The sequence below is a fragment of the Methylobacterium sp. Leaf469 genome (assembly GCF_001424745.1).
GTDB lineage: Bacteria > Pseudomonadota > Alphaproteobacteria > Rhizobiales > Beijerinckiaceae > Methylobacterium.
In genome coordinates this window covers 1-25,655 of the sequence record NZ_LMRE01000023.1, presented here as the reverse complement: position 1 = coordinate 25,655, position 25,655 = coordinate 1, and the positions used below count along the sequence as shown (strand labels likewise).

Here is a 25,655-nt window from a genome sequence, read left to right as displayed (position 1 = left end):
GAACGAACCCTGCCGAATCAATGACCGAACAAAGCTGGACAGCGTGATCGAAGCAGGCCACGGCGCCACCCTCACCATCGACCTCGGGGCCATCGCGGCGAACTGGCGCCGCCTCGCGGACGAGGCGCCCGGGCTCACCTGCGCGGCGGTGGTCAAAGCCGACGCCTATGGCTGCGGCCTCACCCAAGTCGCGCCCGCCCTGTGGGCGGCCGGGTGCCGAACCTACTTCGTCGCCCACCTCGGCGAGGCCGTCGCGGCGCGCGCGCTTCTGCCGCACGCGACCATCTACGTCCTCAACGGGCTCCTGCCCGGCATCGGCCCCGCGCTCATCGCCCATGCCCTGCGCCCGGTCCTTGGATCGCGCGACGAGATGATCGAGTGGGCGGCGCTTGCCGCCGAGTCCGGCGCTCCGAGGCCCGCCGCGCTCCATATCGACACCGGGATGAACCGCCTCGGCTTCTGCGTGTCCGAGGCGCTGGGACTCGTCGACGATCCCCTCGTGGCCCGGGCGGGCATCGACGTCCTGATGACCCATCTCGTCAGTGCCGAGTTGCCGGACGAGGCCATCAATGCGCGTCAGGCTGCGGACTTCGCCCGCCTGCGCGCGGCCTTGCCGGGAATCCCCGCCTCCTTCGCCAATTCGTCCGGCGTCTTCCTGGGTACGCGAGCCCACCACGACCTGCTGCGCCCCGGCTATGCGCTCTTCGGTGGCAACCCCAAGCCGGGTACACCCAATCCCATGCGTCCAGTGGTGCGCCTGGAGGCGACCATCGTGCAGGTTCGTACCGTCGCGGCCGGCGAGACCGCCGGCTACAACGCCGCCTGGCGTGCGGATGGCCGACGCCGCCTCGCTACCCTCTCACTCGGTTACGCCGACGGCTATCCGCGTGCGGCGAGCGGACGGGGTATGGCCCTGGTCGACGGCGTACGTTGCCCAATCGTCGGGCTCATCTCCATGGATCTCGTCATTGTCGACGTCACCGGCGCCCCCGGCGCAGCGCGTGGTGGAACCGCGACGCTCATCGGTGACGCCCTCGACATCGACACTGTCGGGCACGCTGCCGGCACCATCGGCTACGAGATCCTGACGGGGCTGGGTTCTCGCTATGTTCGCCATTATGTGACAGGAACCGAGGCCTGAGGGGCCTCTTCCGGACGCGTCATGGCCAAGATCCAACAGACCTTCGTCTGCCAGTCCTGCGGCGCGGTCTACAACCGCTGGCGCGGGCGCTGCGAAGCCTGCAACGGCTGGAACTGCATCGCCGAAGAGACCGGTGCCGCCGGCCCCCAGTCCGGCCCGGTCAAGACGCGGCCGAGCCGCGCCAAGGGCCGGGTGTTCCCGCTGGAGGGGCTCACCGGCGAGGTCAAGCAGGCGCCGCGCATTCCATCGGGTATCAACGAGCTCGATCGGGTGACCGGCGGCGGCTTCGTCCGCGGCTCGGTGATCCTGCTCGGCGGCGATCCCGGCATCGGCAAATCCACACTGCTGATGCAGGCCACCGCCGCCATGGCGCGCACGGGGGAGCGCGTCGTCTACATCTCCGGCGAGGAGGCGGTGGCCCAGGTGCGCCTGCGCGCCGAGCGCCTCGGCCTCGCCGACGTGCCGGTGGAGCTGGCAGCCGAAACCAACGTCGAGGACATCGTCGAGACCCTGTCGCAGGGCACCCCGCCGGCGCTCTGCATCATCGATTCGATTCAGACCATGTGGACCGAGACGGTGGAATCGGCGCCCGGCACCGTCACCCAGGTGCGCGGCTCGGCCCAGACCCTGATCCGCTTCGCCAAGACCACCGGCACGGCGGTGATCCTCGTCGGTCACGTCACCAAGGACGGGCAGATCGCGGGCCCCCGCGTGGTCGAGCACATGGTCGACGCGGTCGCCTCGTTCGAGGGCGACCAGGGCCATCACTTCCGCATCCTGCGCGCGGTGAAGAACCGCTTCGGACCCACCGACGAGATCGGCGTATTCGAGATGACCGATATGGGGCTCGCCGAGGTGCCGAATCCCTCCGCCCTGTTCCTGGCGGGGCGCGACCACGCGGCGCCCGGCACGGCGGTGTTCGCCGGCATGGAGGGGACGCGGCCGCTGCTGGTCGAGATCCAGGCCCTCGTCGCGCCCTCCTCCCTCGGCATGCCGCGCCGGGCCGTCGTCGGCTGGGACCCCAACCGGCTCTCGATGGTACTCGCGGTGCTGGAGGCCCATGGCGGCATCCGGCTCGGCACACACGACGTCTATCTCAACGTTGCCGGCGGCCTGCGCATCACCGAGCCGGCGGCGGATCTGGCTGTCGCCGCCGCCCTGGTCTCGTCCCTGTCGGGCTCGGCACTCCCGTCCGAGACGGTGTATTTCGGGGAGATCGGTTTGTCGGGCGCCATTCGCCCGGTGGCCCAAGCGCCGGCCCGCCTGAAGGAAGCGTTGAAGCTCGGCTTTGCCAAGGCGGTGACGCCCCAGGGGCGCGGCGAGGGCGGCAACGACGGGTTTCCCACCGAAGCCCTGCGCCACATCGCCGACCTCGTCGCCGGCATCGCCAGCAACGGCCCGCGCCGGGTCGGGTCCGGCCGGGGACGCGGTGGGGTGGAGTACGACGAGGATTGAAGCCCGTCCCGGCCGGGATGCCGGTCGGCTTGAGGGTGACGGCCAGGATTCGGCACGATATACAGGGGCGCGGCCGGGGGAAGCCGCAGGATACGCTTTGCCGAAGCAACTCCCTTGAAGTGACAATCGCCCACGATGCCGTTCTCCGTTCTCGATCTCGTCGTGCTCGGCATCGTCGTGGTGTCCGCGTTGCTCGCGGCCGTGCGTGGCGCCACCCGAGAGGTGCTGGCCATCATCGCTTGGGTCGCCGCCGCCGCCGTTGCCTGGAAGCTCTATCCCCTGCTCCTGCCGACGGTAAGCCAGCACGTCACCAACGCCACCGTGGCCTTGGTGGCGTCCATCGCGGCGATTTTCCTCGGCACCCTCATCGTGGTCTCGATCATCACCGTGAAGGTGTCGGACATGATCCTCGATTCGCGCATCGGCGCCATCGATCGGTCTCTCGGTTTCCTGTTCGGCGCTGGGCGCGGCTTCCTGATCTGTGTCATCGGCTGGGTGTTCCTGGCCTGGCTCGTCCAGGGCAAGATGCCCGATTGGGCAGCCCAGGCCCGCAGCCGCCCGATGCTGGAGAAGTCCGGGGAGGCCCTGGTGGCGCAGTTGCCAGAGAACCCCGAAGGCCTGCTGAAGCAGTTCAAGAAGCCGAAGGCGGACAACCCGTCCGACCCCGTCGAGCCGCCGGAGGGCGACGTGCCGGCCCAGCGCCGCAGCGATGCACCGTCCCCAGCCACGCCCGCCTCGCGACGCTGATCTGCGGTGCCGGCGCTTGGTGCCCGGGCGGACGCCGCTTACATGCTGGCTTCGCGCATGACGGCTTCGTGACGAGGCTGGCTGGCCCAGTACCGGGCAATCAGGGATCGACCGCACCATGTTGGCAGTGAAACCGAGTGCCGGTCCGGCCGCCGGGACCGTGGACGGCCTCGATCGTGACGGCGATACCCTGCGCGAGGAATGCGGGGTGTTCGGCATCTTCGGCCATCCCGATGCCTCGGCCATCGTGGCGCTCGGCCTCCATGCCCTCCAGCATCGCGGCCAGGAAGCAGCCGGCATCGTCTCCTTCGATGGCGAAGTCTTCCATTCGGAGCGCCGCCCCGGCCTCGTCGGCGATTCCTTCTCGGATGGCGAGACCATCGCCCGCCTGAAGGGCCGGGCCGCCATCGGGCATGTGCGCTACTCGACCACGGGCGGCACCATCCTGCGCAACGTGCAGCCCCTGTTCGCCGAACTGGCCAGCGGCGGCCTCGCGGTCGCGCACAACGGCAACCTCACCAACGCCCTGTCGATCCGCCGCGACCTCGTGCGCGATGGCGCCATCACGCAGTCGACCTCCGACACGGAGGTGATCCTGCACCTCGCCGCGCGCTCCCGCGCGCCGCGGATCGTGGAGCGGTTCACCGAAGCCCTGAAGCAGATCGAGGGCGCCTACGCCATCGTCGCGCTCACCAACAAGAAGCTCATTGGCGCCCGCGACCCCATGGGCATCCGGCCCCTGGTGCTGGGCGAACTCGACGGCCGCTACATCCTCGCCTCCGAGACCTGCGCCCTCGATATCATCGGCGCCAAGTTCATCCGCGACGTCGAGAACGGCGAGATCGTGGTGATCTCGGAAGAGGGCATCCAGTCGATTCGCTTCGCGCCGGCCCGGCCCATGCGCCCGTGCATCTTCGAGTACATCTATTTCGCCCGGCCCGATTCCGTGGTGAACGGCAAGAGCGTCTATTCGGTTCGCAAGAACATCGGTCACGAACTCGCCCGCGAATCGGCGGCCGACGCCGACGTGGTGATCCCTGTGCCGGATTCCGGCGTGCCCGCCGCCCTCGGCTTCGCCCAGGAGACCGGCCTGCCCTTCGAAATGGGCATCATCCGCAACCACTATGTCGGGCGCACCTTCATCCAACCGACGCAGTCCGTGCGCGAACTCGGCGTGCGCATGAAGCACTCGGCCAACCGCGCCGTGGTCGAGGGCAAGCGCATCGTACTCGTCGACGACAGCCTCGTACGCGGCACCACCTCCGTGAAGATCGTCCGCATGATGCGCGAAGCCGGCGCCCGCGAGGTGCATTTTCGCATCGCCTCCCCGCCGATCACCTACCCGGACTTCTACGGCATCGACACGCCCGAGCGCGAGAAGCTCCTCGCTGCCACGCACGATCTCGAGGGTATGCGCCGCTACATCGGCGCCGATTCGCTGGCCTTCCTCTCCATCGACGGGCTGTACAAGGCCATGGGCGAGGAACGCCGCGACGAGGCCTGCCCGCAATACACCGACCATTGCTTCACCGGCGACTACCCGACGAGCCTGACCGACATGGCCATCGCCGGTCCGCGCCGGCTGGCGATGCTGGCCGAAGCCGACTGAACGCGCGCCCATGATCGACCCGCAAAAACCCCTGGCCGGGCGCGTCGCCGTCGTCACCGGTGCGTCGCGCGGCATCGGCCGGGCCGCCGCCCTCGCCCTGGCGGAGGCAGGCGCCCACATCGTCGCCGTCGCCCGGACCCAGGGTGCGCTGGAAGAACTCGACGATGCCGTTCGCGCGGTGGGTTCGAGCGCCACCCTGGTGCCGCTGGATCTCACCGATTACGACGCCATCGACCGCCTCGGCGCCGGACTTCACGAACGCTGGAAGCGCCTCGACATCGTGGTGGGCAATGCGGGCATTCTCGGCAACCTCACGCCGCTCGGCCACGTCACCCCCAAAACCTGGACCCAGGTGATGGACATCAACGTCACGGCGAACTGGCGCCTGATCCGCTCGTTCGATCCGCTCCTGCGAATGTCCGATGCCGGTCGGGCGATCTTCGTGACCTCAGGTGCCGCCCAGAAGTGCAAGGCCTATTGGGGCCCCTACTCCGTCTCCAAGGCCGCCCTCGATGCCCTGGTCCGGACCTACGCCGCCGAAACCGAGACGACGCCGGTTCGTGCCATGCTGCTCAATCCCGGCCCCCTGCGGACGGACATGCGCCGCGCAGCCATGCCGGGCGAGGATCCCGAGACCTTGAGGACACCGGAGGATCTGGCGCCGCACATCGTCCGGTTGGCGAGCCCCGCTTGGACCGAAACCGGCAAGATCTTCGATTTTCCGAGCGACCGCGTGCTGACGCCCCAGATGGCGCGCTAGAGCTGTGCCCGACCACGTTGGGTCGGGACACATCGCGCGGCCTTTGTTTTGCCGCGCTTTCCCCGCCGAACCGGTATCCACTTTGGCGGAGAGCGCGCTAAAAAAGTCCTCCGGGGCATGACCCACGCAACCGACGTGCCCTGACTTCTCCCGACAAGTCTTCGGTTCGGATCACCGTCTCATCACTAAGTGCCAGGTCCACCATGATCGACGTTCGCTGCATCTGCGCCATCGGCCAACGGGGCCAGCTCGGGCTCAACGGGCATCTCCCCTGGGAGGGCAACACCGATCCCCTCTTCGTCGAGGACGTCACGCGGTTCTTCGCCATCACCATGGGCCACGTGCTCATCGCCGGACCGAAAACCATCGCGTCGGTGCCCGACTTCGCGTTCAAGGACCGCACCATCGACGTGATCCGCAGCCACGAGGATCCCGAGGCGGTGCTGAAGCGGTATCCCGGCCGGCGCATCTTCGTGGGTGGCGGGATCAGCGTCTGGAACGTGTACGCCAAGTATATCCAGCACTGGGACGTGACCCGCCTGCCCTATGACGGCGAGGCCGACCGCTGGTTCGATCCCGCGTGGCTCGTCGGCGGCCCGCTCCGCACCTGACGGCACAAAGGACTACGCTTGCGGGTTGAGATGAGCCCTCCAGCCCCAAGGTCCCCGATGAGCTCGCATTCGTACCGCTTCGGCATCGAAGAAGAGTACTTTCTGGCCGATTCCGAGACGCGCGGCACGCCGGACCGGCCGCTCGGTGCTTTCCACGACGCGGCCGGGGCTGCCCTGCCGGAGATCGGCCGCGAGCTCCTCGAATCACAGATCGAGGCCTGCACGCCGCCCTTGGAAAGCTTTAGCGAGGCCCGCGAGACCCTCGCGCATCACCGGGCGATTCTGGCGCGGATCGGACGGGAGCACGGCGTCCTCGTCTTCGCCGCCGGCACCCATCCGGTCGCGGCCTGGGCGAGGCAGGTGGCGACGCAAGGCGAGCGCTACACCGGTATCCTGGAGGATGTGGGTCTGGCGGGTCGGCGCAGCCTGATCTGCGGCATGCACGTCCATGTCGAGGTGCCGGACCCCGACGCGCGGGTGGACCTCATGAACCGGCTGTTGCCATTCCAGCCCATCCTGCTCGCTCTCTCGGCCTCGTCGCCGTTCTGGCAGGGCCAGCCGACGGGACTCGCCTCTTATCGCCTCAGCGCCTTCGGCGAACTTCCGCGGACAGGCCTACCCGAGCTTTTCGCCGATACGAAAGCCTACGAGCGCTACGTTCGGATCATGACCCGAGCCGGTTCGATCCAGGATGCGAGCTTTCTGTGGTGGTCCCTGCGCCCTTCGATCAAATTCCCGACCCTGGAACTGCGCATCGCCGATTCCTGCACGCGGATCGACAACGCCATCACCATCGCGGCGCTCTATCGCTGCCTCGTTCGCTGCGCCGTGCGCCGCCCGGACCTGAACGCCGGCCTCGACGGCGTCTCGCGGGCGCTGGCGCAGGAGAACCTCTGGCGGGCGCAGCATGGGGGTACGAAGGCGGAGATGATCGACGAGGCGAGCGAGCAGGCCGTGCCATTCGGTGAAGCCCTCGACAGGCTGCTTACGCTGATCGTCGAGGACGCCGAAGCCCTGGGCTGTGTGGCGGAGGTCGAGGCCGCCCGCAGGATCGTCCGTGACGGCACGAGCGCGGAATGCCAGATCGCCGCTTTCGAAACGGTCCGATCCGATGACCGAAGCTCCCTCGGCGCGGTGGTGGATTGGCTAGCGGCCATCACGCGGGGCGACAGTTGAATCTACCGTGCGACGGAGTACCGCTTAGCCCTTGTTGTCCTTGTCGAACGGGTTCTTCGAGGTCCGCAGGGACAGCCGGATCGGCACGCCGGGGAGCTCGAAGGATTCGCGTAGGCCGTTGACGAGGTAACGGGTGTAGGATTTCGGCAGGCCGTCGAGTTGGTTGCCAAACAGGGCGAAGTGCGGCGGGCGGCTCTTCACCTGGGTGGCGTAGCGGATCTTGATGCGGCGGCCCGAGACGGCAGGCGGCGGGTTGCGCTGGGTCGCAGCACTGAGCCAGTCGTTGATCCGCGAAGTGGAGACGCGTGTGTTCCACACCACCTCCGCGCCCGTCACTGCCTGCATGAGCTTGTCGATGCCCTCGCCGGCGAGGCCCGAGAGCGGCACCACGGGCACGCCGCGCACCTGCGGCAGCAGGCGGGTGCAATCCTCGCGCAGCTTCTTCAGGAGGCCGTTCTGGTCGGCGACGAGGTCCCACTTGTTGAGGCCGATGACCAGTGCCCGGCCCTCGCTCTCGATGAGATCGACGATGGTGAGGTCCTGCTTCTCGAACGGGATGGTGGCGTCGAGAAGCACCACCACCACCTCGGCGAAGCGCACGGCGCGCAACCCGTCCGACACGGCGAGCTTCTCGAGCTTGTCGTCGATGCGAGCCTTGCGGCGCATGCCCGCGGTGTCGTGGAGCTTGATCCGGCGCCCGCGCCAGACCCAGTCGAGGGAGATGGAATCCCGGGTGATGCCGGCTTCCGGGCCGACGAGGAGGCGTTCCTCCCCGAGCATCCGATTGATCAGGGTCGACTTGCCCGCATTGGGGCGGCCGACGATGGCAACCTTGAGGGAACGGTCGGACGGATCCTCGTCCGCATCCTCCTCGTCCTGCGCCGGCAGGGCTTCGGTGAGGGCGTCGTGGAGTTCGCCGATGCCCTCGCCATGCTCGGCCGAGAACGGGATCGGATCGCCCAGCCCCAATGAGAACGCCTCGTAGGCGCCGCTCAGGCCCGCGCCGCTCTCCGCCTTGTTGGCGATGAGGATGACGGGGCAGCCGGCCCGGCGCACGAGCTCGGCGAAGGGCTGGTCGGCGGGCAGGATCCCGGCGCGGGCGTCGATGACGAACAGCACCACGTCGGCCTCGAGGATCGCGGCCTCCGTCTGGGCGCGCATGCGGCCCAGCAGCGAATCGGCATCGGCCTGTTCGAGGCCTGCGGTGTCGATGATGCGGAAGACGAGGCCACCGAAGTTGACGTCGCCCTCGCGCCGGTCGCGGGTCACGCCGGGGCGGTCGTCCACGAGGGCGAGCTTTTTGCCCACGAGGCGGTTGAAGAGGGTCGACTTGCCGACATTCGGCCGTCCGACGATCGCGACGGTCGGCATGTCCATGGTGTGCTCGATTCAGTCGTACAGGATGGGGAAAGGTGTTTGTCAGCGCGTCACGGGCAGTGGCGCGGCAGGCTCCGGCGTCGCAGCCGTCACGGAGACCGGACCGCCGGCCACGAGGGCGGCATAGACCTCGATGCGCTGGCGCAGGTTCTGTGGCGCCTGCGGGTCGGCATTGATCTGGTCGAACCAGCGTCCGGCCGCCTCGTATTCGCCGCGCTTGAGGGCGACGAGACCGAGCATCTCGCGGGCGGTGTGGCGGAAGGCGCCGGTCGGCGCGGCGAGGCCCTGGAGGCTGGCGAGCGCCGCGTCGGGCTGCGGCCCGTCGAGGCGCAGGAGGGCGGCGCGGAGGCGAGCGAGGTCGCGCAGGGCATCGCTCACCCCGGTGTCGGCCGCAAGAGCGTCGTACTCGGTGGCGGCGGCAGCCCCGTCGCGCTTCGACGTCTCGGCGGCCGAGCGGAAGCGGGCGAGGAGGCGATAACCGCCCGGTGCGTCGCTGCGGAGCGCCGCGAACGCCCTGTCGGCCTCCGCGTTCTTGCCGTCGCGGGCAAGGCGGTTGGCGGCGTCGAACTGTTCGGAGGCCGCGTCGGCGCGCACGCGCTGGTCGTGCTGCCAGTAGCGCCAGCCGCCGACGGCGGCCACCACGAGGATCGCCACGGCGATGATGGCGCCGCTGTAGCGACGCCAGATCTCGGCGACCTGATCCCGGCGATAGTCTTCGTTGACCTCGCGGATGAACTCGTTGTTCTCGGCCATGCTGTCTCACGCCGGCCGAGACGCGACCGACCGCTCAAAGGAAGAGGAAGGCCTGCGCCTAGCACAGGCCCGCGCCGTTGGCGACCGGTCTTCGCCGCGGGGCCGTCGTGCTCAGGCCTGACCCGGCCAGGCGGCGACGCCGATGAGGATCGGGTGGAGGACCTTGCCGAATACGAACCACACGGCGAGACCTACAACCACCGCGATGGCATCGTTGCGCCATCCGGCCGGGGCCGCGACGACGCCATGTTGGGCAGCCACGGCCGTGGGGTTCAGGGCCCGACGCTTGGCGCTGATCCGGGCGACCACAGCCCAGGCGAGGAAGCTCCCGAACAGCAGGATCGAGCCGAGATCACCGTTGGCGAGGAGGTGGGCGGTCGCCCAGATCTTCACCGCGAGCAACATCGGATGCTTGGCCTTGGCTCGGATATGGCCCGGCAGGTACGCCGAGGCCAGGACGATGAAGGCCAGCAGGGTCAGGACGAGGGAGAGGTGGCGTGTGAAGACCGGCGGATTCCAGACGGCGATGTAGCCGGCCTGGCGATAGAGGTGAAAACCGTAGGCGATGAGCACGAGGCCGAGCACCGAGACGCCGGTGTAGACGAGCTTGTAGCGGCCCTCGCCGACATCGCCGATGACGCTCGCGCGCTTGGCCCGCGCCATGGAGAAGGCGTGCATGCCGAGGAACAGCACGAGGCCGAGGATCAGGATCAGCATGGTGGGCTTTCGTGCATCGGGATGTGGACGGCCGCCGAAAACGCGGCGTCGCGGCAATCAGTCTGTAACGGTTCAAAACCCAAACTCGACGGGATGTCCAGGCATACGCGATGACGCGCCTCATTCTTCGCACCCTCCTCGCGCTGGCGAGCCTCACGGACGCGGCCGGCGCGGCCTCGGAACCGCCGTTCTCGGCGCTGACACTCGTCGGACCCCCGACCGTGGTCTTCAAGGCGGGCCGCGATGCTTGCGATGGAGCGGACGTGCCGGATGCCTCCGCGCGGGCGTTCCGAGACGCTTCCAGCGCCGTCGCGCTCTATGGGATGCATTACCGGAACCGCGCCCTGCGGGGTCCGTCCCTCGACGCGCTCAAGCTCGACTGCGCCATCGTCCTCGATTCCGGTGAGAAGCCCGACCCGGCTCTGTACGACGACCGTTCGTGGGTCGCCGCCACCTGGACCGACGATGGCAAAGCCGTCGCCGCTCTCCTCCACCATGAATACCAAGCCAACGAGCATCCGGGCCGATGCCGCTCCAAGGTCTACCTGGAGTGCTGGTACAACACGGTGGTGGCCGCCGCCTCGACGGATGGCGGACAGCGGTTCTCGCGGGCGACGCCGCCCGTGGTTGTGGCCGGTGCTCCGTTCCGCCAGGAAGTCGAACAGGGCCGTCATCGCGGCTTCTTCAACCCGTCGAACATTTTTGGCGATGGGCGCTGGCGCTACATGTTCGCCTCGACCACCGGTTGGGATCTCAAGGGCAGCGACCAGGCGGCGGGGGTTTGCCTGTTCCGCACGGACGATCCCGCCGACCCGTCGCGCTGGCGCGCCTGGACCGGCACCGGCTTCACTGCAGCTTTCCCAGACCCCTACACCAAACCGGCGATGCATCTGGCGACGTGCAAGCCCGTGGCGCCCTTCCCCACCCCCGTGGGTGCGGTGGTGCGCCATCGCGGCAGTGGCGCCTGGATCGCAGTGTTCATGGCGCGAAAGGCGGCGGACTTCCCCGAATCCGGATTCTACTGGACGAGTTCACGCGATCTCGTGACTTGGGACCGTCCGCGCCTGCTTTTGGCGGGTGCGACCCTCTACGACGATCCCTGCGGCGCGTCGGCCGGCTTGATCGCGTATCCGTCGCTGCTCGACCCCGCCGCCATGGGCCGTAACTTCGACGACACCGGCGACACCGCGCTCCTCACCTATGTGACCCTGCGCACGGAGGGCTGCGCCATCACGTCGGATCGCGACCTCGTGCGCCGGCCCCTCGCCATCAAGGTCTGGCCGTGAGACCCGTGATCAGAGCTTGCAGGCCCCGGCGAGCGCCGTGTTCTCGGCGTCCGTGAACAGCCGCGAGCGGATGAGGAAGCGCCTGTCGCGGCCATTTTCGAGGGAGAACATCCCGCCGCGGCCCGGCACCACGTCGAGGATGAGGTGGGTGTGCTTCCAGACCTCGAACTGCGGCCGGCTGATCCAGAAATCGGCACCCGCCACGGTCCCGAGATGCACGTCGCTGTCGCCCGTGAGGAACTCGCCCTGCGGGTAGCACATGGGCGAGGACCCGTCGCAGCAGCCGCCGGACTGGTGGAACATCACCGGGCCGTGCTCGGCGCGCAACTCCTCGATGAGGGCGAGGGCCGCCGGTGTCGCGGTGACGCGAAGCGGCGTGCCGTCGTTGCCCGCCTGATCGGCGGTGGTCTGTTCGGGGGTGGCAACGTCGCTCATCGGTCTGTCCTCGCTCGGGCGATCTGCCGAAGATATGGGGCGAATAACGAAAAAGCCCCGGCCTTTCGGCCGGGGCAAGGTGGTCTCGGGGTCGACGGTTAGAAGAAGCCGAGCTTCTTTGCCGAGTAGCTCACCAGCATGTTCTTGGTCTGCTGATAGTGGTCGAGCATCATCTTGTGGTTCTCACGTCCGATGCCGGACTGCTTGTAGCCGCCGAAGGCCGCGTGGGCCGGATAGGCGTGGTAGCAGTTGGTCCAGACGCGCCCGGCCTGGATGGCACGGCCGAAGCGGTAGGCGCGGGTGCCGTCGCGGGTCCAGATTCCGGCGCCGAGGCCGTAAAGGGTGTCGTTGGCAATCGCGAGGGCGTCGGCATCGTCCTTGAAGGTCGTGACCGAGAGGACGGGCCCGAAAATTTCCTCTTGGAAGATTCGCATCTTGTTGTGGCCCTTGAACACCGTCGGCTTCATGTAGAAGCCGTCCGCGAACTCGCCGTCCTTGACGTTGCGTTCGCCGCCGGTGAGGCACTCGGCGCCCTCCTGCCGGCCGATATCGACGTAGCTCAGGATCTTCTCGAGCTGTTCGGAGGAGGCCTGGGCGCCGATCATGGTGGCGGGGTCGAGGGGAGAGCCCTGCGTGATCGCCTCGACGCGCTTGATCGCGCGTTCCATGAAGCGGTCGTAGATCGATTCGTGCACCAGCGCCCGGCTCGGGCAGGTGCAGACCTCGCCCTGGTTGAGGGCGAACATCGTGAAGCCTTCAAGCGCCTTGTCGAAGAAGTCGTCGTCCTCGTTGACGACATCCGCGAAGAAGATGTTCGGCGACTTGCCGCCGAGCTCCAGCGTCACCGGAATCAGGTTCTGCGAGGCGTACTGCATGATCAGCCGGCCCGTCGTCGTTTCGCCCGTGAAGGCGATCTTGGCGATGCGGGGCGAGGAGGCCAGCGGCTTGCCGCATTCCAGGCCGAAGCCGTTGACGATGTTGAGCACGCCCGGCGGCAGCAGGTCGGCGATGAGTTCGGCCACCACGAGGATCGACGCGGGGGTCTGCTCGGCGGGCTTCAGCACCACGCAGTTGCCGGCGGCGAGCGCGGGCGCCAGCTTCCACACTGCCATCAGGATGGGGAAGTTCCACGGGATGATCTGGCCGACGACGCCCAGCGGCTCGTGGAAGTGATAGGCTACGGTGTCGTGGTCGATCTCGGAGATCGAGCCTTCCTGGGCGCGCAGGCAGCCGGCGAAGTAGCGCCAATGGTCGATGGCGAGCGGAATGTCGGCGTGTGTGGTCTCACGGATCGGCTTGCCGTTGTCCCAGGTCTCGGCGAGCGCGATGAGATCGAGGTTGTCCTCCATCCGGTCTGCAATTTTGTTCAGGATGCGCGCGCGCTCGTTCGGTGCGGTGCGGCCCCAGGCCTCCTTTGCGGCGTGCGCGGCGTCGAGCGCCTTGTCGACGTCGGCAGCGTCCGAGCGGGCGACCTCACAGATGACCCGGCCGGTGATCGGCGAGGTGTTCTCGAAATAGCGGCCAGCAATGGGTGCGACCCACTGACCGCCGATGAAGTTCTCGTAGCGGGCGGAGAACGGGGACTTGGCGCCCTGGTTCAGGAATTCCGGCTTGTTCATGGTGCTTCCTCCGAATCTTGTTTTTATGCGTGCGGCAGACAAGGCCACACGACCGGCCGACGCAAGGTGGACCTTTGGCCAACCCGGATCGGCGTCCGCGCACCGGATGGCGTCCGGGCAGGGGGTGCAATGGTAGACCCGATCGCGGATCGTTGCGACCCGGGTTGGCGCGGCATCCGTCACCCCGTCATGCCTTCGACCCATGCCACTGCACGACCGACGGCCGGCCGATCGGGATCAAGCTCGCATGCAGGCCGTTAGGCCAGGGCTGTCCTTTCGTGCGGGTACGGTCACGCATTCCGATCCGTTCCGCTCCCAACTTCCGCTCCCGCGTCGAGGATCGCCTTGTCGTTGACACCCCCACCCGCCCCCGTAGCACCGATGCCTTCGGTCTGGAGCGGCCCGCGCTTCGGTGAGTTCGTCGGGATCGTCGCCCTGATGATGGCGGTGACCGCCATTTCCATTGACAATCTCCTGCCGGCGTTCCCCGAGATCCAGGCCGAGTTCGCGGTTGCGGATCCCAACCGGCTGCAATGGCTGATCTACGTCTACATGATCGGCTTCGGGGCGGCGCAGATCGTCTACGGTCCCGTCTCGGACACCTACGGGCGCCGGTCGGTGCTGCTCGTGAGCCTCTCGATCTACGTCGCCGGCACCGTGCTCGCTATGATCGCCCCGTCCTTCGCTTGGCTGCTCGCAGCGCGCGTCATCCAGGGCATCGGCGCGGCCGGCGGCCGGGTGCTGTCAACTGCCATCGTGCGCGACCGGTTCGCCGGGCGCGAGATGGCGAGCGTGATGTCGCTCGTGATGATGGTATTCCTCATCGTGCCTATGATCGCGCCGGCCATCGGCGGGGCGATGCTTCTTTTCGGCTCGTGGCATTACGTCTTCGTGTCGATGCTGGTGCTCGCCGGCCTCCTCGTCGTGTGGTTCTCCGCCCGAATGCCCGAAACCCTGCACCCGCAATACCGACGCCCGTTTTCCCTGCGCGTCGTCGGCCAGGCTGTGGCCGTCACGTTCCGCAACCGGGTGGCGGTGGGGTACGCCACGGCGCTCGGCCTGCTGACGGGCTGCATCATGGGCTATGTCGGCTCGGCCCAGCAGGTGTTCGACACCGGCCTCTATCATCTGGGTGCCCTGTTTCCCCTCGCCTTCGGACTCGTGGCCGGGGCCATGGGTGCGGCGACCCTGGTCAACGCCCGCCTCGTCCGCCGCCTCGGCATGCGACCCCTCTCCCATGCCGGGCTCACCGCCTTTGTCGCCGTCGCGATGGTCCAGGTGATGGCGGCCCTTGCCTATGGCGGGCGCCCACCCCTCGGCCTGTTCCTCGGACTTCTCGCCGCCAATCAGTTCCTGATCAGCTTCGCCATGCCGAACTTCAACGCCCTGGCCCTGCAACCTCTGGGGGAGATCGCCGGGACGGCCTCGTCCTTCCTCGGCTTCTACACTACGATTCTCGGTGCCCTGTGCGGATTCCTCATCGGCCAGGCCTTCGACGGCACCGTCCTGCCCATCGGTCTCGGCTATGCGGCCCTCGGTGCCCTCGCCCTCCTGGTCGTCGCCTGGACGGAGCGCGGACGCCTGTATCGCGGGGGCGTTTCGGGATGAGCTTCCCGTTTCACCAGCGGCTTTCCGCGCCTTAACCCCGTCTTCAGCCCCCCAGGACATGGTTTGTTCTCAAACCAATCCAGACGGAGCCCGCGACGTGCCCGGCCGTACTCATGACGGACTGCTTCTCCTCGCCCGGCTGCTGCTCGCCGCCGCGCTCCTTCCGACGGGCATCGCTCGGGCGCTGAACGTCTCGGGCTTCGCCCTGACGCTCGCCGGAACAGGCCTGCCCTCGCCGAACCTCGTGGCGACGGCAGCCGTCGTCGTTCAGGTGTTCGGTCCCCTGGCGCTCCTCGTCGGCGTCCTGCCGCGCCTCACCGGCCTTGGTCTCGGAGGCTTCGCGGTCGCCATGGCGGTCCTGCTGCACCCGTTCTGGCAGTTCTCCGGGCCCAACGCGGTGGCCGAGCGCACCCTGATGCTCGCGGATCTGGGGCTCGCCGGCGGGTTCCTCCTGTACGCTGCGACAGGTCCCGGCGCATGGAGCTGGCAGGGCTGGCGCCAGGGCGCGCGGCCTCAACCGAGACCCACCGCGGCGAGGGCCGCGGCACCGAAGGCGGCCTCGCGCGGCAAACGTCCCGCCGGACGCAGTCCGACCCGCGCGGCGGCGTAGATCACGGCGCCGGCGCGACCCGGCGATGCCCCGATACCTCCGCGCCCGCATCGGGCGCGAGACGACGGAAGGCGAAGACCGACAGGGCCGAGATCGCCGCGACGGCGAGGAAGGCCGGTCCGAAATCCTCCGCGTGGAGATCCGTTCGTCCGTGCCAGGCAGCATTGCCTTCCAGAGCGAGCGCTCCGAGCGAGACGCCGAGACTGAGCGACAGTTGCTGGGCGACGCTGGCGAGACTCGTTCCGGCGCTCATGTCCCGCGGTTCGAGATCCGCATACGCGATGGCGTTGACGCAGGTGAATTGAAGCGAGCGCACGCAGCCGCCGAGCAGCAGGGTGCAGACGATGATCGCGTGCGGCGTCTGCGTCGTGAACAGGCCGTTCGCGGCGAGGAAGCCCGCGGCGACGGCGGCGTTGATCAGCATCACCCGGCGAAAGCCGTAGGCCCGCAGGATGCCCGGACCGATGAGCTTGATCAGGAGCGCGCCGGCGGCGGCGGCGAAGGTGAGAAGGCCCGATTGCAGGGGATCGAGGCCGAACCCGATCTGCAGCATCAGGGGGAGCAGGAACGGAATCGCCCCGGTGCCGATGCGGAACAAGCTGCCCCCGGTCACGGCCGCGCGAAACGTCGGATAGCGCAGGAGATCGAGGCGGATGACCGGATGCGCCACCCTGCGGGAATGGCGGAGATAGAGCGATAGCAGGACGATGCCGGCGGCGAGGCACCCCCAAGAGACACCCTCGGGCAGGAGGTGGCGCCCCGTCGAGGCAAGCCCGAGCATCAGGGTCGCAAGCCCGAGACCCGAAAGCGCGAACCCGACGAGGTCGAGGGGCGGCCGCGCGGTCTCGCGTACGTTCTCGAAATACACGCTTGCCAGCACGATCCCGGCGAACCCGATGGGGATGTTGATGAGGAAGATCCAGCGCCAGTCGAGGTAGGTTGTGATCAGGCCGCCGAGGGGCGGCCCCATGATCGGACCGATGAGGGCCGGGATGGTGAGGTAGGCGAGCGCACTGACGAGCTCGCTCTTCGGCACGCTGCGGAGGATGACGAGGCGGCCGACCGGTACCATCATGGCGCCGCCGAGGCCCTGGAAGAACCGGGCGGCGACGAAGCCGACGAGGGAATCGGATGCCGCGCAGGCCAGCGACCCGGCCATGAACACCCCGAGCGCCACCCGGAACACCGTACGGGCGCCGTAGCGGTCGGCCATCCAGCCGCTGATGGGAATAAAGATCGCGAGGCTCACGAGGTAGGCGGTGAGCGCGAGCTTCAGGGCGATAGGGTCTTCGCCGAGGCTCCGGGCGATGGTGGGCAGCGCCGTGGCGATCACCGTCGCGTCGGTGTTCTCCATGAACAGGGCTGTGGCGACGACAAGGGGGACGATCTGAGACGGGCGCATCGGACGGCAACAAGTCCCGGATGGGCCATCGGGTTGCACCTGCGGCGAGAGAAACTTATCGGCTACGTCCCGATTCCTGAGAGCGGTGTGCCGTTCTGTTGGCGTATGGTGGATGAAAATCGCAGCCGGAACCGTGCCGGAACTGCGTGGCGCTTCCGCCACACGCAGCCGCAACAGCGGGCGGCGGGGCGTCGAGCGCCTTTCCACGTGGTCGTCCCCGCAGCTAAGCTGTCGCCCAACACGGACCGTCTGGTGCCGTTCGAGGGCATGTCTGCCCCGGATGCGCCGAGCCGCCGTTCCCGTTCTTCCGTCAAGGTTCCTGGATGCCCTCGCGCTTCGAACGTCGTCTCAGGGTACCCGGCATGACCGCCGGTTTCGCCCTGATGCTCGCCATGGCCGGCTGCGGCACGGTCCTCCTGAACGATTCCGGCTCACTCACCCGCTACGACCGTCTCGTCGGCAGCGAAGAGGTCGCCACCCGGGCGAAGCTCTACATCGACCGTGCCGCCACCGCCGCCGCACGGACGATCCGGATCATTCCGACAACGTTTTCCGAGGCCGTCTCAGGTCCCGGCCTGACGTCCGTGGAGCGTCGCCTCGTCGCCAACGCCGCGGACCGGGCGCTCTGCTACGAACTGTCTCTGCGTTACGACGTGGTCTCGGGCCGCAAGGCGGACCTGACCGTGCGCGCCGCCGTCACCCGCGTCGAACTCACCGGATTGCCGGCTGCGGGGGCCACCATCGCCACCTCGGCCGGCGTCAGCATCGCATCGCAGGTCGGTGTCGGCTTCGCCACGTCGGTGGGCCGCGTCCCGATCCCGCGGATTCCGATCGGCCTCGGCAGCATCACCATCGAGGCGGAGGCCCTCGACGGCCGCCACGAACAGCGGGCCGCCATGGTATGGGGCGGGGCCGCCAATTCGTTCACGAGCCAGCCGCGGTTCTCGCCCATCAGCGACGCCTACGACCTCGCTGGCGAATTCGGACAGGATTGGGGCGGCTACCTCGCCACCGGCGTCGATCCATTCAAGGCACCGCTGGCCATCCCGAGCTACGACCGCATCCGCATCACGACCCTCGGCGAGGCGCCCCTCGACCCCGATTGCGAGGCGTTCGGCCGCGCGCCGGGCGTCGACGGAATCGCGGCGGATTACATCGGCCTGCCGCCGGAATACACCGACAAGGGCCCCCTCGCGCCCGTCCGGTGACCGAACGGCCCGGCCCGCGCGGCCGGTGAGCCATGCGGACGGGGGATATCCTCGTGCCGCCCGCGGATTCCGCCTTTGCGCGGGTCGGGCCCGCATGATACTGGCCCTTGCCAACTCGATGACGCCGAAGAGGTCCACGGACCTGGCGTCTCACCCCTTCTGGGAGTTGGTTCATGGCCCGCATCACCGCAGATTCCATCATCGAAGGCCTGACCTTCGACGACGTCCTCCTGCGCCCCGCCGCCTCCTCGGTGATGCCCACCGAGGTGAGCGTCGCGAGCCGGCTCACCCGCACCATCCACCTCAATCTGCCGATCCTGGCCTCCGCCATGGACACCGTGACGGAAGCGCCCATGGCCATCGCCATGGCGCAGAACGGCGGCATGGGCGTCATCCACCGCAACCTCGAGCCGGACGAGCAGGCCGAGCAGGTCCGCCTCGTCAAGAAGTACGAGTCGGGAATGGTGCTCAACCCCATCACCATCCACCCCGACGAGACCCTGGCCGACGCCTTCACGCTGATGAAGCAGAACCGCATCTCCGGTATTCCGGTGGTGGAGCGCGGCCCCAACGGCTCGCGCGGCAAGCTCGTCGGCATCCTCACCAACCGCGACGTGCGCTTCGCGACGAATTCCTCCGAAACCGTCGCCGAACTGATGACCCGCGACCGGCTCATCACCGTGCGCGAAGGCGTGAACCAGGACGAGGCCAAGCGCCTCCTGCACCAGTTCCGCATCGAGAAGCTCCTGGTGGTCGACGACCACTACCGCTGCATCGGCCTCATCACCGTCAAGGACATCGAGAAGCAGGTCGCGTATCCGGGCGCCGTGAAGGACGAGCAGGGCCGCCTGCGCGTGGCGGCGGCCACCACCACGGGCGACAGCGGATTCGAGCGGGCCGAGCGTCTCATCGATGCCGGTTGCGACGTGGTCGTGGTCGACACCGCCCACGGGCACTCGATCAAGGTGCTCGACGCCGTGCGCCGGGTGAAGCAACTCTCCAACACCGTGCAGATCGTCGCCGGCAACGTCGCCACTCGCGACGGCGCCCAGGCCCTCATCGACGCGGGCGCCGACGCCATCAAGGTCGGCATCGGCCCGGGCTCCATCTGCACCACCCGCATCGTCGCCGGTGTCGGCGTGCCCCAGCTCACCGCCCTGATGGAGGCCGTCGAGGCGGCCGACCGCGCCAACGTGCCGGTGATCGCCGATGGCGGCATCAAGTACTCGGGTGACCTCGCCAAGGCCATCGCGGCCGGCGCGTCCGTGGCGATGCTGGGCTCCCTCCTGGCCGGTACCGACGAGGCGCCCGGCGAGGTTTTCCTGCACCAGGGCCGCTCATACAAAAGCTACCGCGGCATGGGCTCGGTCGGCGCCATGGCCCGTGGCTCGGCCGATCGCTACTTCCAGGCGGAGGTCAACGACACGCACAAGCTCGTCCCCGAGGGCATCGAGGGGCAGGTGCCCTACAAGGGACCGGTGGCCGCGGTGCTGCACCAGCTTGCCGGGGGCCTTCGCGCCGCCATGGGCTATGTCGGCGCCCCCACGATCCCGGAGTTCCAGGACAAGGCGCAGTTCGTCCGCATCACCAATGCGGGCCTGCGCGAGAGCCATGTCCACGACGTGACCATCACCCGCGAGAGCCCGAACTACCCCGGACGCGGTTGAACCCCACCCGACGAACAATCTCGCCCCGTCCAGTCTCCCGCGTGCCCCGGGCGCAGGAGTTTCATCACGCGCGGATGACTCAACCATGACGGTTCCGGCCATCCTCGCACCGGCCTTCGCGCAGGTGTTCCTCACCTTCGCGCTGCTGTTCTGGATGGGGCATGTCCGCTTCGCCGCGTTGAGGGCCGGCACCGTTCGGGTCGGCGACATCGCCGTCGGCCAGAGGACTTGGCCAGATCGCGCCCAACGGGCGGCCAACGCCTACGCGAACCAGTTCGAACTGCCGGTTCTGTTCTACGCCTTGGTGCCGCCGGCACTGTACACCCGGAAAGCCGACCTGCTGTTCGTGGTGCTGGCCTGGGTCTTCGTCGCGACGCGGGCGGTCCACGCGGTTCTCTACGTCACGACCAATCCGCTCTCGTATCGCTTCCAAGCCTTCGCCGCCGGCGTGGTGGTCCTCCTGGTGATGTGGAGTGTGTTCGCCATACGAATTCTGGCGAGCTGATACGCCCGGGGCGTATAGAAACTTTCCAGAGAGAACGTCCTCGAATCGAAAGGGATCGTCCCATGCGCGTACTCGTCGTTGGTGCCGGAGCCACCGGAGGATATTTCGGTGCCCGGCTGGCCGCGATCGGCCGGGACGTGACGTTCCTCGTTCGCCCGGCGCGCGCGGAGAAGCTCGCTGCGCGTGGCCTGAGCCTGAAGAGTCCACACGGCGACCTGACGCTTTCGTCGCCGAAGACCGTGACGGCGGCGCAGCTGGCCTCGGCCGGCGCCTTCGACCTCGTGTTCCTCAGCTGCAAGGCCTACGACCTCAACGCAGCTCTCGTGGACGTCGCCCCCGGCATCGGCCCGGAGACGGCGATCCTGCCCGTGCTCAACGGCATGCGCCACCTCGACGCCCTCGAAGCCCGGTTCGGGTCGGAGCGCGTTCTCGGAGGAACCTGCGCCATTGCGGCGACGCTCGGAGCGGACGGCACCGTCCACCAGATGAACGAACTGCACACCCTGACCTACGGCGAGCGCGACGGCAGCCTGTCGCCGCGCATCGAAGCCATCGACGCCCTGATGCAAGGCGCGACCTTCGACCCTCGCCTGAGCCAGACCATGATGCTGGAAATGTGGGAGAAGTGGACTTTCCTGGCGACGTTGGCCGGATCGACCTGCCTCATGCGATCGACCATTGGAGACATCGTCTCGGCCCCCGGCGGGCGGGACTTCATCGAGGCCCTGCTTGAGGAGTGCCGTAGCATCGCGGCGAGCGCTGGCCATGCCCCCCGCGAGAAGTTCGTGGCGCGAACCCGCGCCACCCTCACGGCGGACGGGTCGGGGTTCACCGCCTCGATGCTTCGCGACATCGAGAACGGGGCCCGGATCGAAGTCGACCAGATCATCGGCGACCTCATCGCACGGGCGCCCGACACGGCCGGGCATCCCTTGCTCGACCGTGTCCACACGCATCTGAAAGCCTACGAGGCCCGGCGCACTCGCGAAGCCACGACGGTTCAGTAGCGCGGTCCGGGCGGCGGTGGATTGCCGTATTCCAGCTGCGTCTTCGCGTCGAGCCGGCGCGGCGGCGGGGTCGGATCGATGGCGGCCGGGGCCGTCGCGCAAGCGGCGACGAAGAGCAACAGGAGTCCGGCAAGGCCAAGATGGATGACGGGGGGCATGGGGTTCTCTAAAGCTCCGGGCACCAACCGATGTGGTCCCGCTGCCTTCGTGCCCCGGAATAGTGCCAGAAGCTCGACACCCCTGTGACCCCGCCGCGCTTTAAGCGTGGCCGTATCACGGCATTCGCCCGACCCTCGTGATCCCGCCCGGAGGACCTTCGCCCTGACGCCCCCCGCCCGCCTCTCCGCCGCCATCGAAGTCCTTGCCGACATCGCCGGACGCCGTCGCCCCGCCGCCGATGCCCTCAAGGATTGGGGCCTCGCCCACCGCTTCGCCGGCTCGGGCGACCGGGCTGCCATCGCCAGCCTCGTCTACGATGCCCTGCGCCGGCGGGCGTCCGCCGCCTGGATCATGGACGACGAGAGTCCGCGCGCCCTCGTCATCGGCATGCTGCGCCTCCAGCATGGGCTCGCGGCCCCCACCATCGCAGCCCAGTTCTCGGGCGATCGCTTCGCCCCCGCGCCGTTGTCCGATCACGAACGGACCCGCCTCACCGATGCGAGCTTGGCGCAGGCGCCCGACCACGTCGCCGGCGACGTACCGGAATGGGTGCTGCCCGCCCTCGCAACGACATTCGGCGACGCGCTGCTCGACGAGTTGCGGGCCCTGGCGCGCCGCGCGCCCCTCGATATCCGGATCAACACCCTTAGGCAGAGCCGTGATTCGGCCATGGCGGGCCTGACCCATCTCGCCCCGGCGACGACGCCCCACGCGCCCAACGGCCTGCGTATCCCCATCGGCGAGGATGGACGCGGCCCCGCTCTGCATGTCGAGCCTGAATTCCTCGGCGGGTGGTACGAGATCCAGGACGAGGGTTCGCAGCTCGCGAGCCTGCTGTCCGGCGCGAAGCCCGGCGAGACCGTGATCGATCTCTGCGCGGGGGGCGGCGGCAAGACCCTGAGCCTGGCGGCGATGATGGGCAATGACGGACGACTGGTCGCCAGCGACGACGATCCACGTCGCCTTGCACCCATTCACGAGCGTCTGCGCCGGGCTGGAGCCCGCGCCGAGATCCGGACCCCGCGCGGCGGCCGGGCTCGGACCGATGTTCTGGCGGACCTCGACGGTACCGCGGATCGCGTTCTCGTGGACGCGCCCTGCACGGGCTCCGGCACCTGGCGCCGCAATCCCGATGCGAAGTGGCGGATGCGGCCGGGAGCGCTTACCGCCCGCGTCAACGAGCAGGCCACGGTGCTCGACCGCGCTGCTGCCCTGGTGCGTCCGGGCGGACGCATCACCTACGTCACCTGCTCCCTGCTGCCGGACGAGAACGATGCGGCGGTCGCTGGCTTTCTCGCGCGCGCTGGCGACGCCTTCGCGGTGGTGCCGGCAACGACCGTGGTGGCTGGGGAGAAGCCCGATCTCGGCCCGTTCCTGCGGTTCACCGAGCACGGTTTGCAGATGAGCCCGGCTCTCACGGGCACGGACGGATTCTACCTTGCGACTCTGGAACGCAAGGCGGGCAGCTGACACCCGAACCGCAGAATCCCCAGACGGTTGCGGTTCCTGCACGGCGCACATCGCTCCATCCGTTGCACCGTGCGTGAGCCTCGTCTAACTCCGGTTCCATGATCACCGACCACGACAAGATCCTCATCGTCGATTTCGGCTCCCAGGTGACGCAACTCATCGCGCGACGTGTGCGCGAGGAGGGCGTCTACTGCGAGATCGTCCCCTTCACCAAAGCCGCCGAGGCATTTGCCGAGTCCAAGCCGAAGGGCGTGATCCTTTCGGGCGGGCCAGAATCGGTGACCACGGACGCTTCGCCGCGAACGCCTCAGATCGTCTTCGATTCGGGCGTCCCGGTCTTCGGCATCTGCTACGGTCAGCAGACCATGGCGGCCCAACTCGGCGGCGAGGTCGAGGCCGGACACCATGCCGAGTTCGGCCGCGCCGAGATCGAGATTCTGTCGGATTGCCCCCTGTTCAAGGGCGTCTGGCATGTGGGTGAGCACTACCCCGTCTGGATGAGCCACGGCGACCGGGTTACGAAGCTGCCGGACGGCTTTACCACCGTCGCCATGTCGAAGAATGCCCCCTTCGCGGCGGTCGCCGACGAATCGCGCAATTACTACGCGGTCCAGTTCCACCCCGAGGTGGCCCACACCCCGCACGGGGCGCTGCTCATCCGCAACTTCGTCCGCGACATCGCCGGATGCTCCGGCGATTGGACCATGGGCGCCTATCGCGAAGAGGCCATCGCGAAGATCCGCGAACAGGTCGGCTCGGAGAAGGTGATCTGCGGCCTGTCCGGCGGCGTCGATTCCTCCGTGGCGGCGGTGCTGATCCATGAGGCCATCGGCGAGCAGCTCACCTGCGTCTTCGTCGATCACGGGCTTCTGCGCATGGGCGAGGCCGACGAGGTCGTGCGTCTGTTTCGCGACCACTACAACATCCCGCTGGTCCACGTGGAGGCGCAAGGTCTGTTCCTCGGCGAGCTCGAGGGGGTCAGTGATCCGGAGATCAAGCGCAAGACCATCGGCCGCCTGTTCATCGACGTGTTCGATGCCGAGGCAAAGAAGATCGGCGGCGCCAAGTTCCTGGCCCAAGGCACCCTCTACCCGGACGTGATCGAGAGCGTGTCGTTCACTGGCGGTCCCTCGGTGACCATCAAGAGCCACCACAATGTCGGCGGCCTGCCCGAGCGCATGAACATGCAGCTCGTCGAACCCTTGCGCGAATTGTTCAAGGACGAGGTCCGGGTGCTTGGCAAGGAACTCGGATTGCCGGACGCCTTCGTCGGCCGCCATCCCTTCCCGGGACCGGGCCTCGCCATCCGCTGCCCCGGTACCATCACAGGGGAGAAGCTGGAGGCTCTGCGCAAGGCCGATGCGATCTACCTCGACGAGATCCGCAAGGCCGGCCTCTACGACACCATCTGGCAGGCCTTTGCCGTGATCCTGCCGGTGAAGACCGTGGGCGTGATGGGTGACGGGCGCACCTACGACCATGTCTGTGCGCTGCGCGCTGTCACCTCCGTCGACGGCATGACGGCGGACTTCTACCCATTCGATATGGCCTTCCTCGGTCGTGTTGCGACCCGCATCATCAACGAGGTCAAGGGCATCAACCGAGTGACCTACGACATCACCTCGAAGCCCCCCGGCACCATCGAGTGGGAATGAGGCGGACCGAACGCCGGACCCGATCCACCTCTGTCGGAACGTATGGGCAGGATTACCGAAAGGGAAGCACCCGCGCTTTGTGATGACTAAGGTGCGGAGGAACGACAGCGTTCCTCACACCCTCCGATCCCGAGAACCCAGTTGGGTGCCCGAGTCGTGGAGGGGCCCCTCCCCTCTCCAAGCCTTCTCTTTATCGGCTCGTTCGAACAGGCGGCCTTTACCAGCGGCTGATCAGCTTCGCGCAGCGAAAAGCCCCCGACCGTGAGGTTGGGGGCTTTTGGTTTGTTGTTGTGATGTTGGTTGCGGGGACAGGATTTGAACCTGTGACCTTCAGGTTATGAGCCTGACGAGCTACCGGGCTGCTCCACCCCGCGACACCTTGTTCGCCGTTGTAGGCGGAAGGGGTGTNCAGCGAAAAGCCCCCGACCGTGAGGTTGGGGGCTTTTGGTTTGTTGTTGTGATGTTGGTTGCGGGGACAGGATTTGAACCTGTGACCTTCAGGTTATGAGCCTGACGAGCTACCGGGCTGCTCCACCCCGCGCCAGGGTGTTTTGCCTTTTGGGCAAGTTCGGATCGTCTGGAGGGGATGTGATGTGCTGTGCAGGTCTGGCGGCGACCGACTCTCCCGTGTCTTGAGACACAGTACCATGGGCGCTGGTGCGTTTAACGGCCGAGTTC

Annotated in this window: 23 protein-coding genes and 2 tRNA genes; 16 read left to right on the top strand and 9 right to left on the bottom strand. The window is 67.9% G+C overall.

Annotated elements, in window-relative coordinates; genetic code table 11:
• The first annotated feature begins 43 nt into the window (after positions 1-43).
• The 7 genes from alr (at position 44) to ASG60_RS11250 (ending at position 7,499) form a co-directional block, all read left to right on the top strand.
• A complete protein-coding gene (gene alr, locus ASG60_RS11280) occupies positions 44-1,141 on the top strand; it encodes an alanine racemase (protein WP_082531729.1) in 1,098 nt (365 codons plus the stop codon).
• Positions 1,142-1,162: 21 nt separating this feature from the next.
• Entirely contained in the window at positions 1,163-2,596 is a 1,434-nt protein-coding gene (gene radA / locus ASG60_RS11275; protein WP_056173085.1) for a DNA repair protein RadA, read from the top strand.
• A 135-nt stretch (positions 2,597-2,731) separates the two neighbouring features.
• Complete coding sequence (locus tag ASG60_RS11270) at positions 2,732-3,343, top strand: CvpA family protein (RefSeq protein ID WP_056173082.1); 612 nt, start codon at positions 2,732-2,734, stop codon at positions 3,341-3,343.
• Between the two features lie 118 nt (positions 3,344-3,461).
• On the top strand, positions 3,462-4,952 hold the full coding sequence (gene purF / locus ASG60_RS11265) for an amidophosphoribosyltransferase (RefSeq protein ID WP_056173078.1): 1,491 nt from the start codon (positions 3,462-3,464) through the stop codon (positions 4,950-4,952).
• A 10-nt stretch (positions 4,953-4,962) separates the two neighbouring features.
• Positions 4,963-5,712 (top strand): SDR family NAD(P)-dependent oxidoreductase, encoded by a 750-nt coding sequence (locus ASG60_RS11260; RefSeq protein ID WP_056262764.1) that lies wholly within the window; start codon positions 4,963-4,965, stop codon positions 5,710-5,712.
• A 203-nt stretch (positions 5,713-5,915) separates the two neighbouring features.
• Positions 5,916-6,323 (top strand): dihydrofolate reductase, encoded by a 408-nt coding sequence (locus ASG60_RS11255; RefSeq protein WP_056306096.1) that lies wholly within the window; start codon positions 5,916-5,918, stop codon positions 6,321-6,323.
• 57 nt (positions 6,324-6,380) lie between these two features.
• A complete protein-coding gene (locus ASG60_RS11250; protein WP_056173068.1) occupies positions 6,381-7,499 on the top strand; it encodes a carboxylate-amine ligase in 1,119 nt (372 codons plus the stop codon).
• A gap of 24 nt (positions 7,500-7,523) precedes the next feature.
• On the opposite strand, the gene der is transcribed toward ASG60_RS11250, so the two are convergent.
• The 3 genes from der to ASG60_RS11235 all read right to left on the bottom strand — a co-directional run bounded on the left by der (position 7,524) and on the right by ASG60_RS11235 (position 10,346).
• A complete protein-coding gene (gene der, locus ASG60_RS11245; protein ID WP_056173063.1) occupies positions 7,524-8,876 on the bottom strand; it encodes a ribosome biogenesis GTPase Der in 1,353 nt (450 codons plus the stop codon).
• Between the two features lie 42 nt (positions 8,877-8,918).
• The gene (locus ASG60_RS11240; RefSeq protein WP_056262758.1) at positions 8,919-9,629 is read right to left on the bottom strand and encodes a tetratricopeptide repeat protein; all 711 of its coding nucleotides are present in this window, start codon (positions 9,627-9,629) and stop codon (positions 8,919-8,921) included.
• Positions 9,630-9,740: 111 nt separating this feature from the next.
• Entirely contained in the window at positions 9,741-10,346 is a 606-nt protein-coding gene (locus tag ASG60_RS11235) for an NnrU family protein (RefSeq protein WP_056173059.1), read from the bottom strand.
• Between the two features lie 110 nt (positions 10,347-10,456).
• Between ASG60_RS11235 and ASG60_RS11230 the strand changes: the two genes are divergently transcribed.
• On the top strand, positions 10,457-11,632 hold the full coding sequence (locus tag ASG60_RS11230) for a hypothetical protein (RefSeq protein ID WP_056173057.1): 1,176 nt from the start codon (positions 10,457-10,459) through the stop codon (positions 11,630-11,632).
• Between the two features lie 9 nt (positions 11,633-11,641).
• Here ASG60_RS11230 and ASG60_RS11225 read toward each other — a convergent pair whose 3' ends face one another.
• Entirely contained in the window at positions 11,642-12,067 is a 426-nt protein-coding gene (locus ASG60_RS11225) for a DUF779 domain-containing protein (RefSeq protein WP_056262751.1), read from the bottom strand.
• A 98-nt stretch (positions 12,068-12,165) separates the two neighbouring features.
• Positions 12,166-13,686, bottom strand: a complete 1,521-nt coding sequence (gene adh / locus ASG60_RS11220; protein WP_056262749.1) for an aldehyde dehydrogenase — start codon at positions 13,684-13,686, stop codon at positions 12,166-12,168.
• 381 nt (positions 13,687-14,067) lie between these two features.
• Here adh and ASG60_RS11215 point away from each other — a divergent pair, with 381 nt between their 5' ends.
• Both ASG60_RS11215 and ASG60_RS11210 read left to right on the top strand, forming a co-directional pair.
• On the top strand, positions 14,068-15,294 hold the full coding sequence (locus ASG60_RS11215; RefSeq protein ID WP_056173049.1) for a multidrug effflux MFS transporter: 1,227 nt from the start codon (positions 14,068-14,070) through the stop codon (positions 15,292-15,294).
• Positions 15,295-15,391: 97 nt separating this feature from the next.
• Entirely contained in the window at positions 15,392-15,904 is a 513-nt protein-coding gene (locus ASG60_RS11210; protein WP_244476644.1) for a DoxX family protein, read from the top strand.
• A gap of 1 nt (position 15,905) precedes the next feature.
• Here ASG60_RS11210 and ASG60_RS11205 read toward each other — a convergent pair whose 3' ends face one another.
• Positions 15,906-17,306 (bottom strand): MFS transporter, encoded by a 1,401-nt coding sequence (locus ASG60_RS11205; RefSeq protein WP_056385642.1) that lies wholly within the window; start codon positions 17,304-17,306, stop codon positions 15,906-15,908.
• A 323-nt stretch (positions 17,307-17,629) separates the two neighbouring features.
• Between ASG60_RS11205 and ASG60_RS11200 the strand changes: the two genes are divergently transcribed.
• From ASG60_RS11200 to panE, 4 genes are all read left to right on the top strand, one after another.
• On the top strand, positions 17,630-18,514 hold the full coding sequence (locus ASG60_RS11200) for a DUF3313 domain-containing protein (protein ID WP_056173041.1): 885 nt from the start codon (positions 17,630-17,632) through the stop codon (positions 18,512-18,514).
• Positions 18,515-18,687: 173 nt separating this feature from the next.
• Positions 18,688-20,181, top strand: coding sequence for an IMP dehydrogenase (guaB, locus tag ASG60_RS11195; protein WP_056385639.1), 1,494 nt, complete (start codon positions 18,688-18,690; stop codon positions 20,179-20,181).
• 85 nt (positions 20,182-20,266) lie between these two features.
• Complete coding sequence (locus ASG60_RS11190) at positions 20,267-20,686, top strand: MAPEG family protein (protein WP_056385636.1); 420 nt, start codon at positions 20,267-20,269, stop codon at positions 20,684-20,686.
• Positions 20,687-20,748: 62 nt separating this feature from the next.
• Positions 20,749-21,693, top strand: a complete 945-nt coding sequence (gene panE, locus ASG60_RS11185) for a 2-dehydropantoate 2-reductase (protein ID WP_056173031.1) — start codon at positions 20,749-20,751, stop codon at positions 21,691-21,693.
• On the opposite strand, the gene ASG60_RS23150 is transcribed toward panE, so the two are convergent.
• Positions 21,687-21,851, bottom strand: coding sequence for a hypothetical protein (locus ASG60_RS23150; RefSeq protein WP_200918712.1), 165 nt, complete (start codon positions 21,849-21,851; stop codon positions 21,687-21,689). The genes panE and ASG60_RS23150 overlap by 7 nt on opposite strands.
• A gap of 163 nt (positions 21,852-22,014) precedes the next feature.
• Between ASG60_RS23150 and ASG60_RS11180 the strand changes: the two genes are divergently transcribed.
• Together ASG60_RS11180 and guaA are read left to right on the top strand one after the other, a co-directional pair.
• A complete protein-coding gene (locus tag ASG60_RS11180) occupies positions 22,015-23,322 on the top strand; it encodes an RsmB/NOP family class I SAM-dependent RNA methyltransferase (protein WP_056386046.1) in 1,308 nt (435 codons plus the stop codon).
• Positions 23,323-23,420: 98 nt separating this feature from the next.
• Entirely contained in the window at positions 23,421-24,977 is a 1,557-nt protein-coding gene (guaA, locus tag ASG60_RS11175; RefSeq protein ID WP_056173028.1) for a glutamine-hydrolyzing GMP synthase, read from the top strand.
• Between the two features lie 297 nt (positions 24,978-25,274).
• Here the strand turns inward: guaA and ASG60_RS11170 are convergent.
• Together ASG60_RS11170 and ASG60_RS11165 are read right to left on the bottom strand one after the other, a co-directional pair.
• Positions 25,275-25,351 (bottom strand) — tRNA-Met (locus tag ASG60_RS11170).
• A 90-nt stretch (positions 25,352-25,441) separates the two neighbouring features.
• A tRNA-Met gene (locus ASG60_RS11165) sits at positions 25,442-25,518 on the bottom strand.
• Between the last annotated feature and the right edge of the window lie 137 nt (positions 25,519-25,655).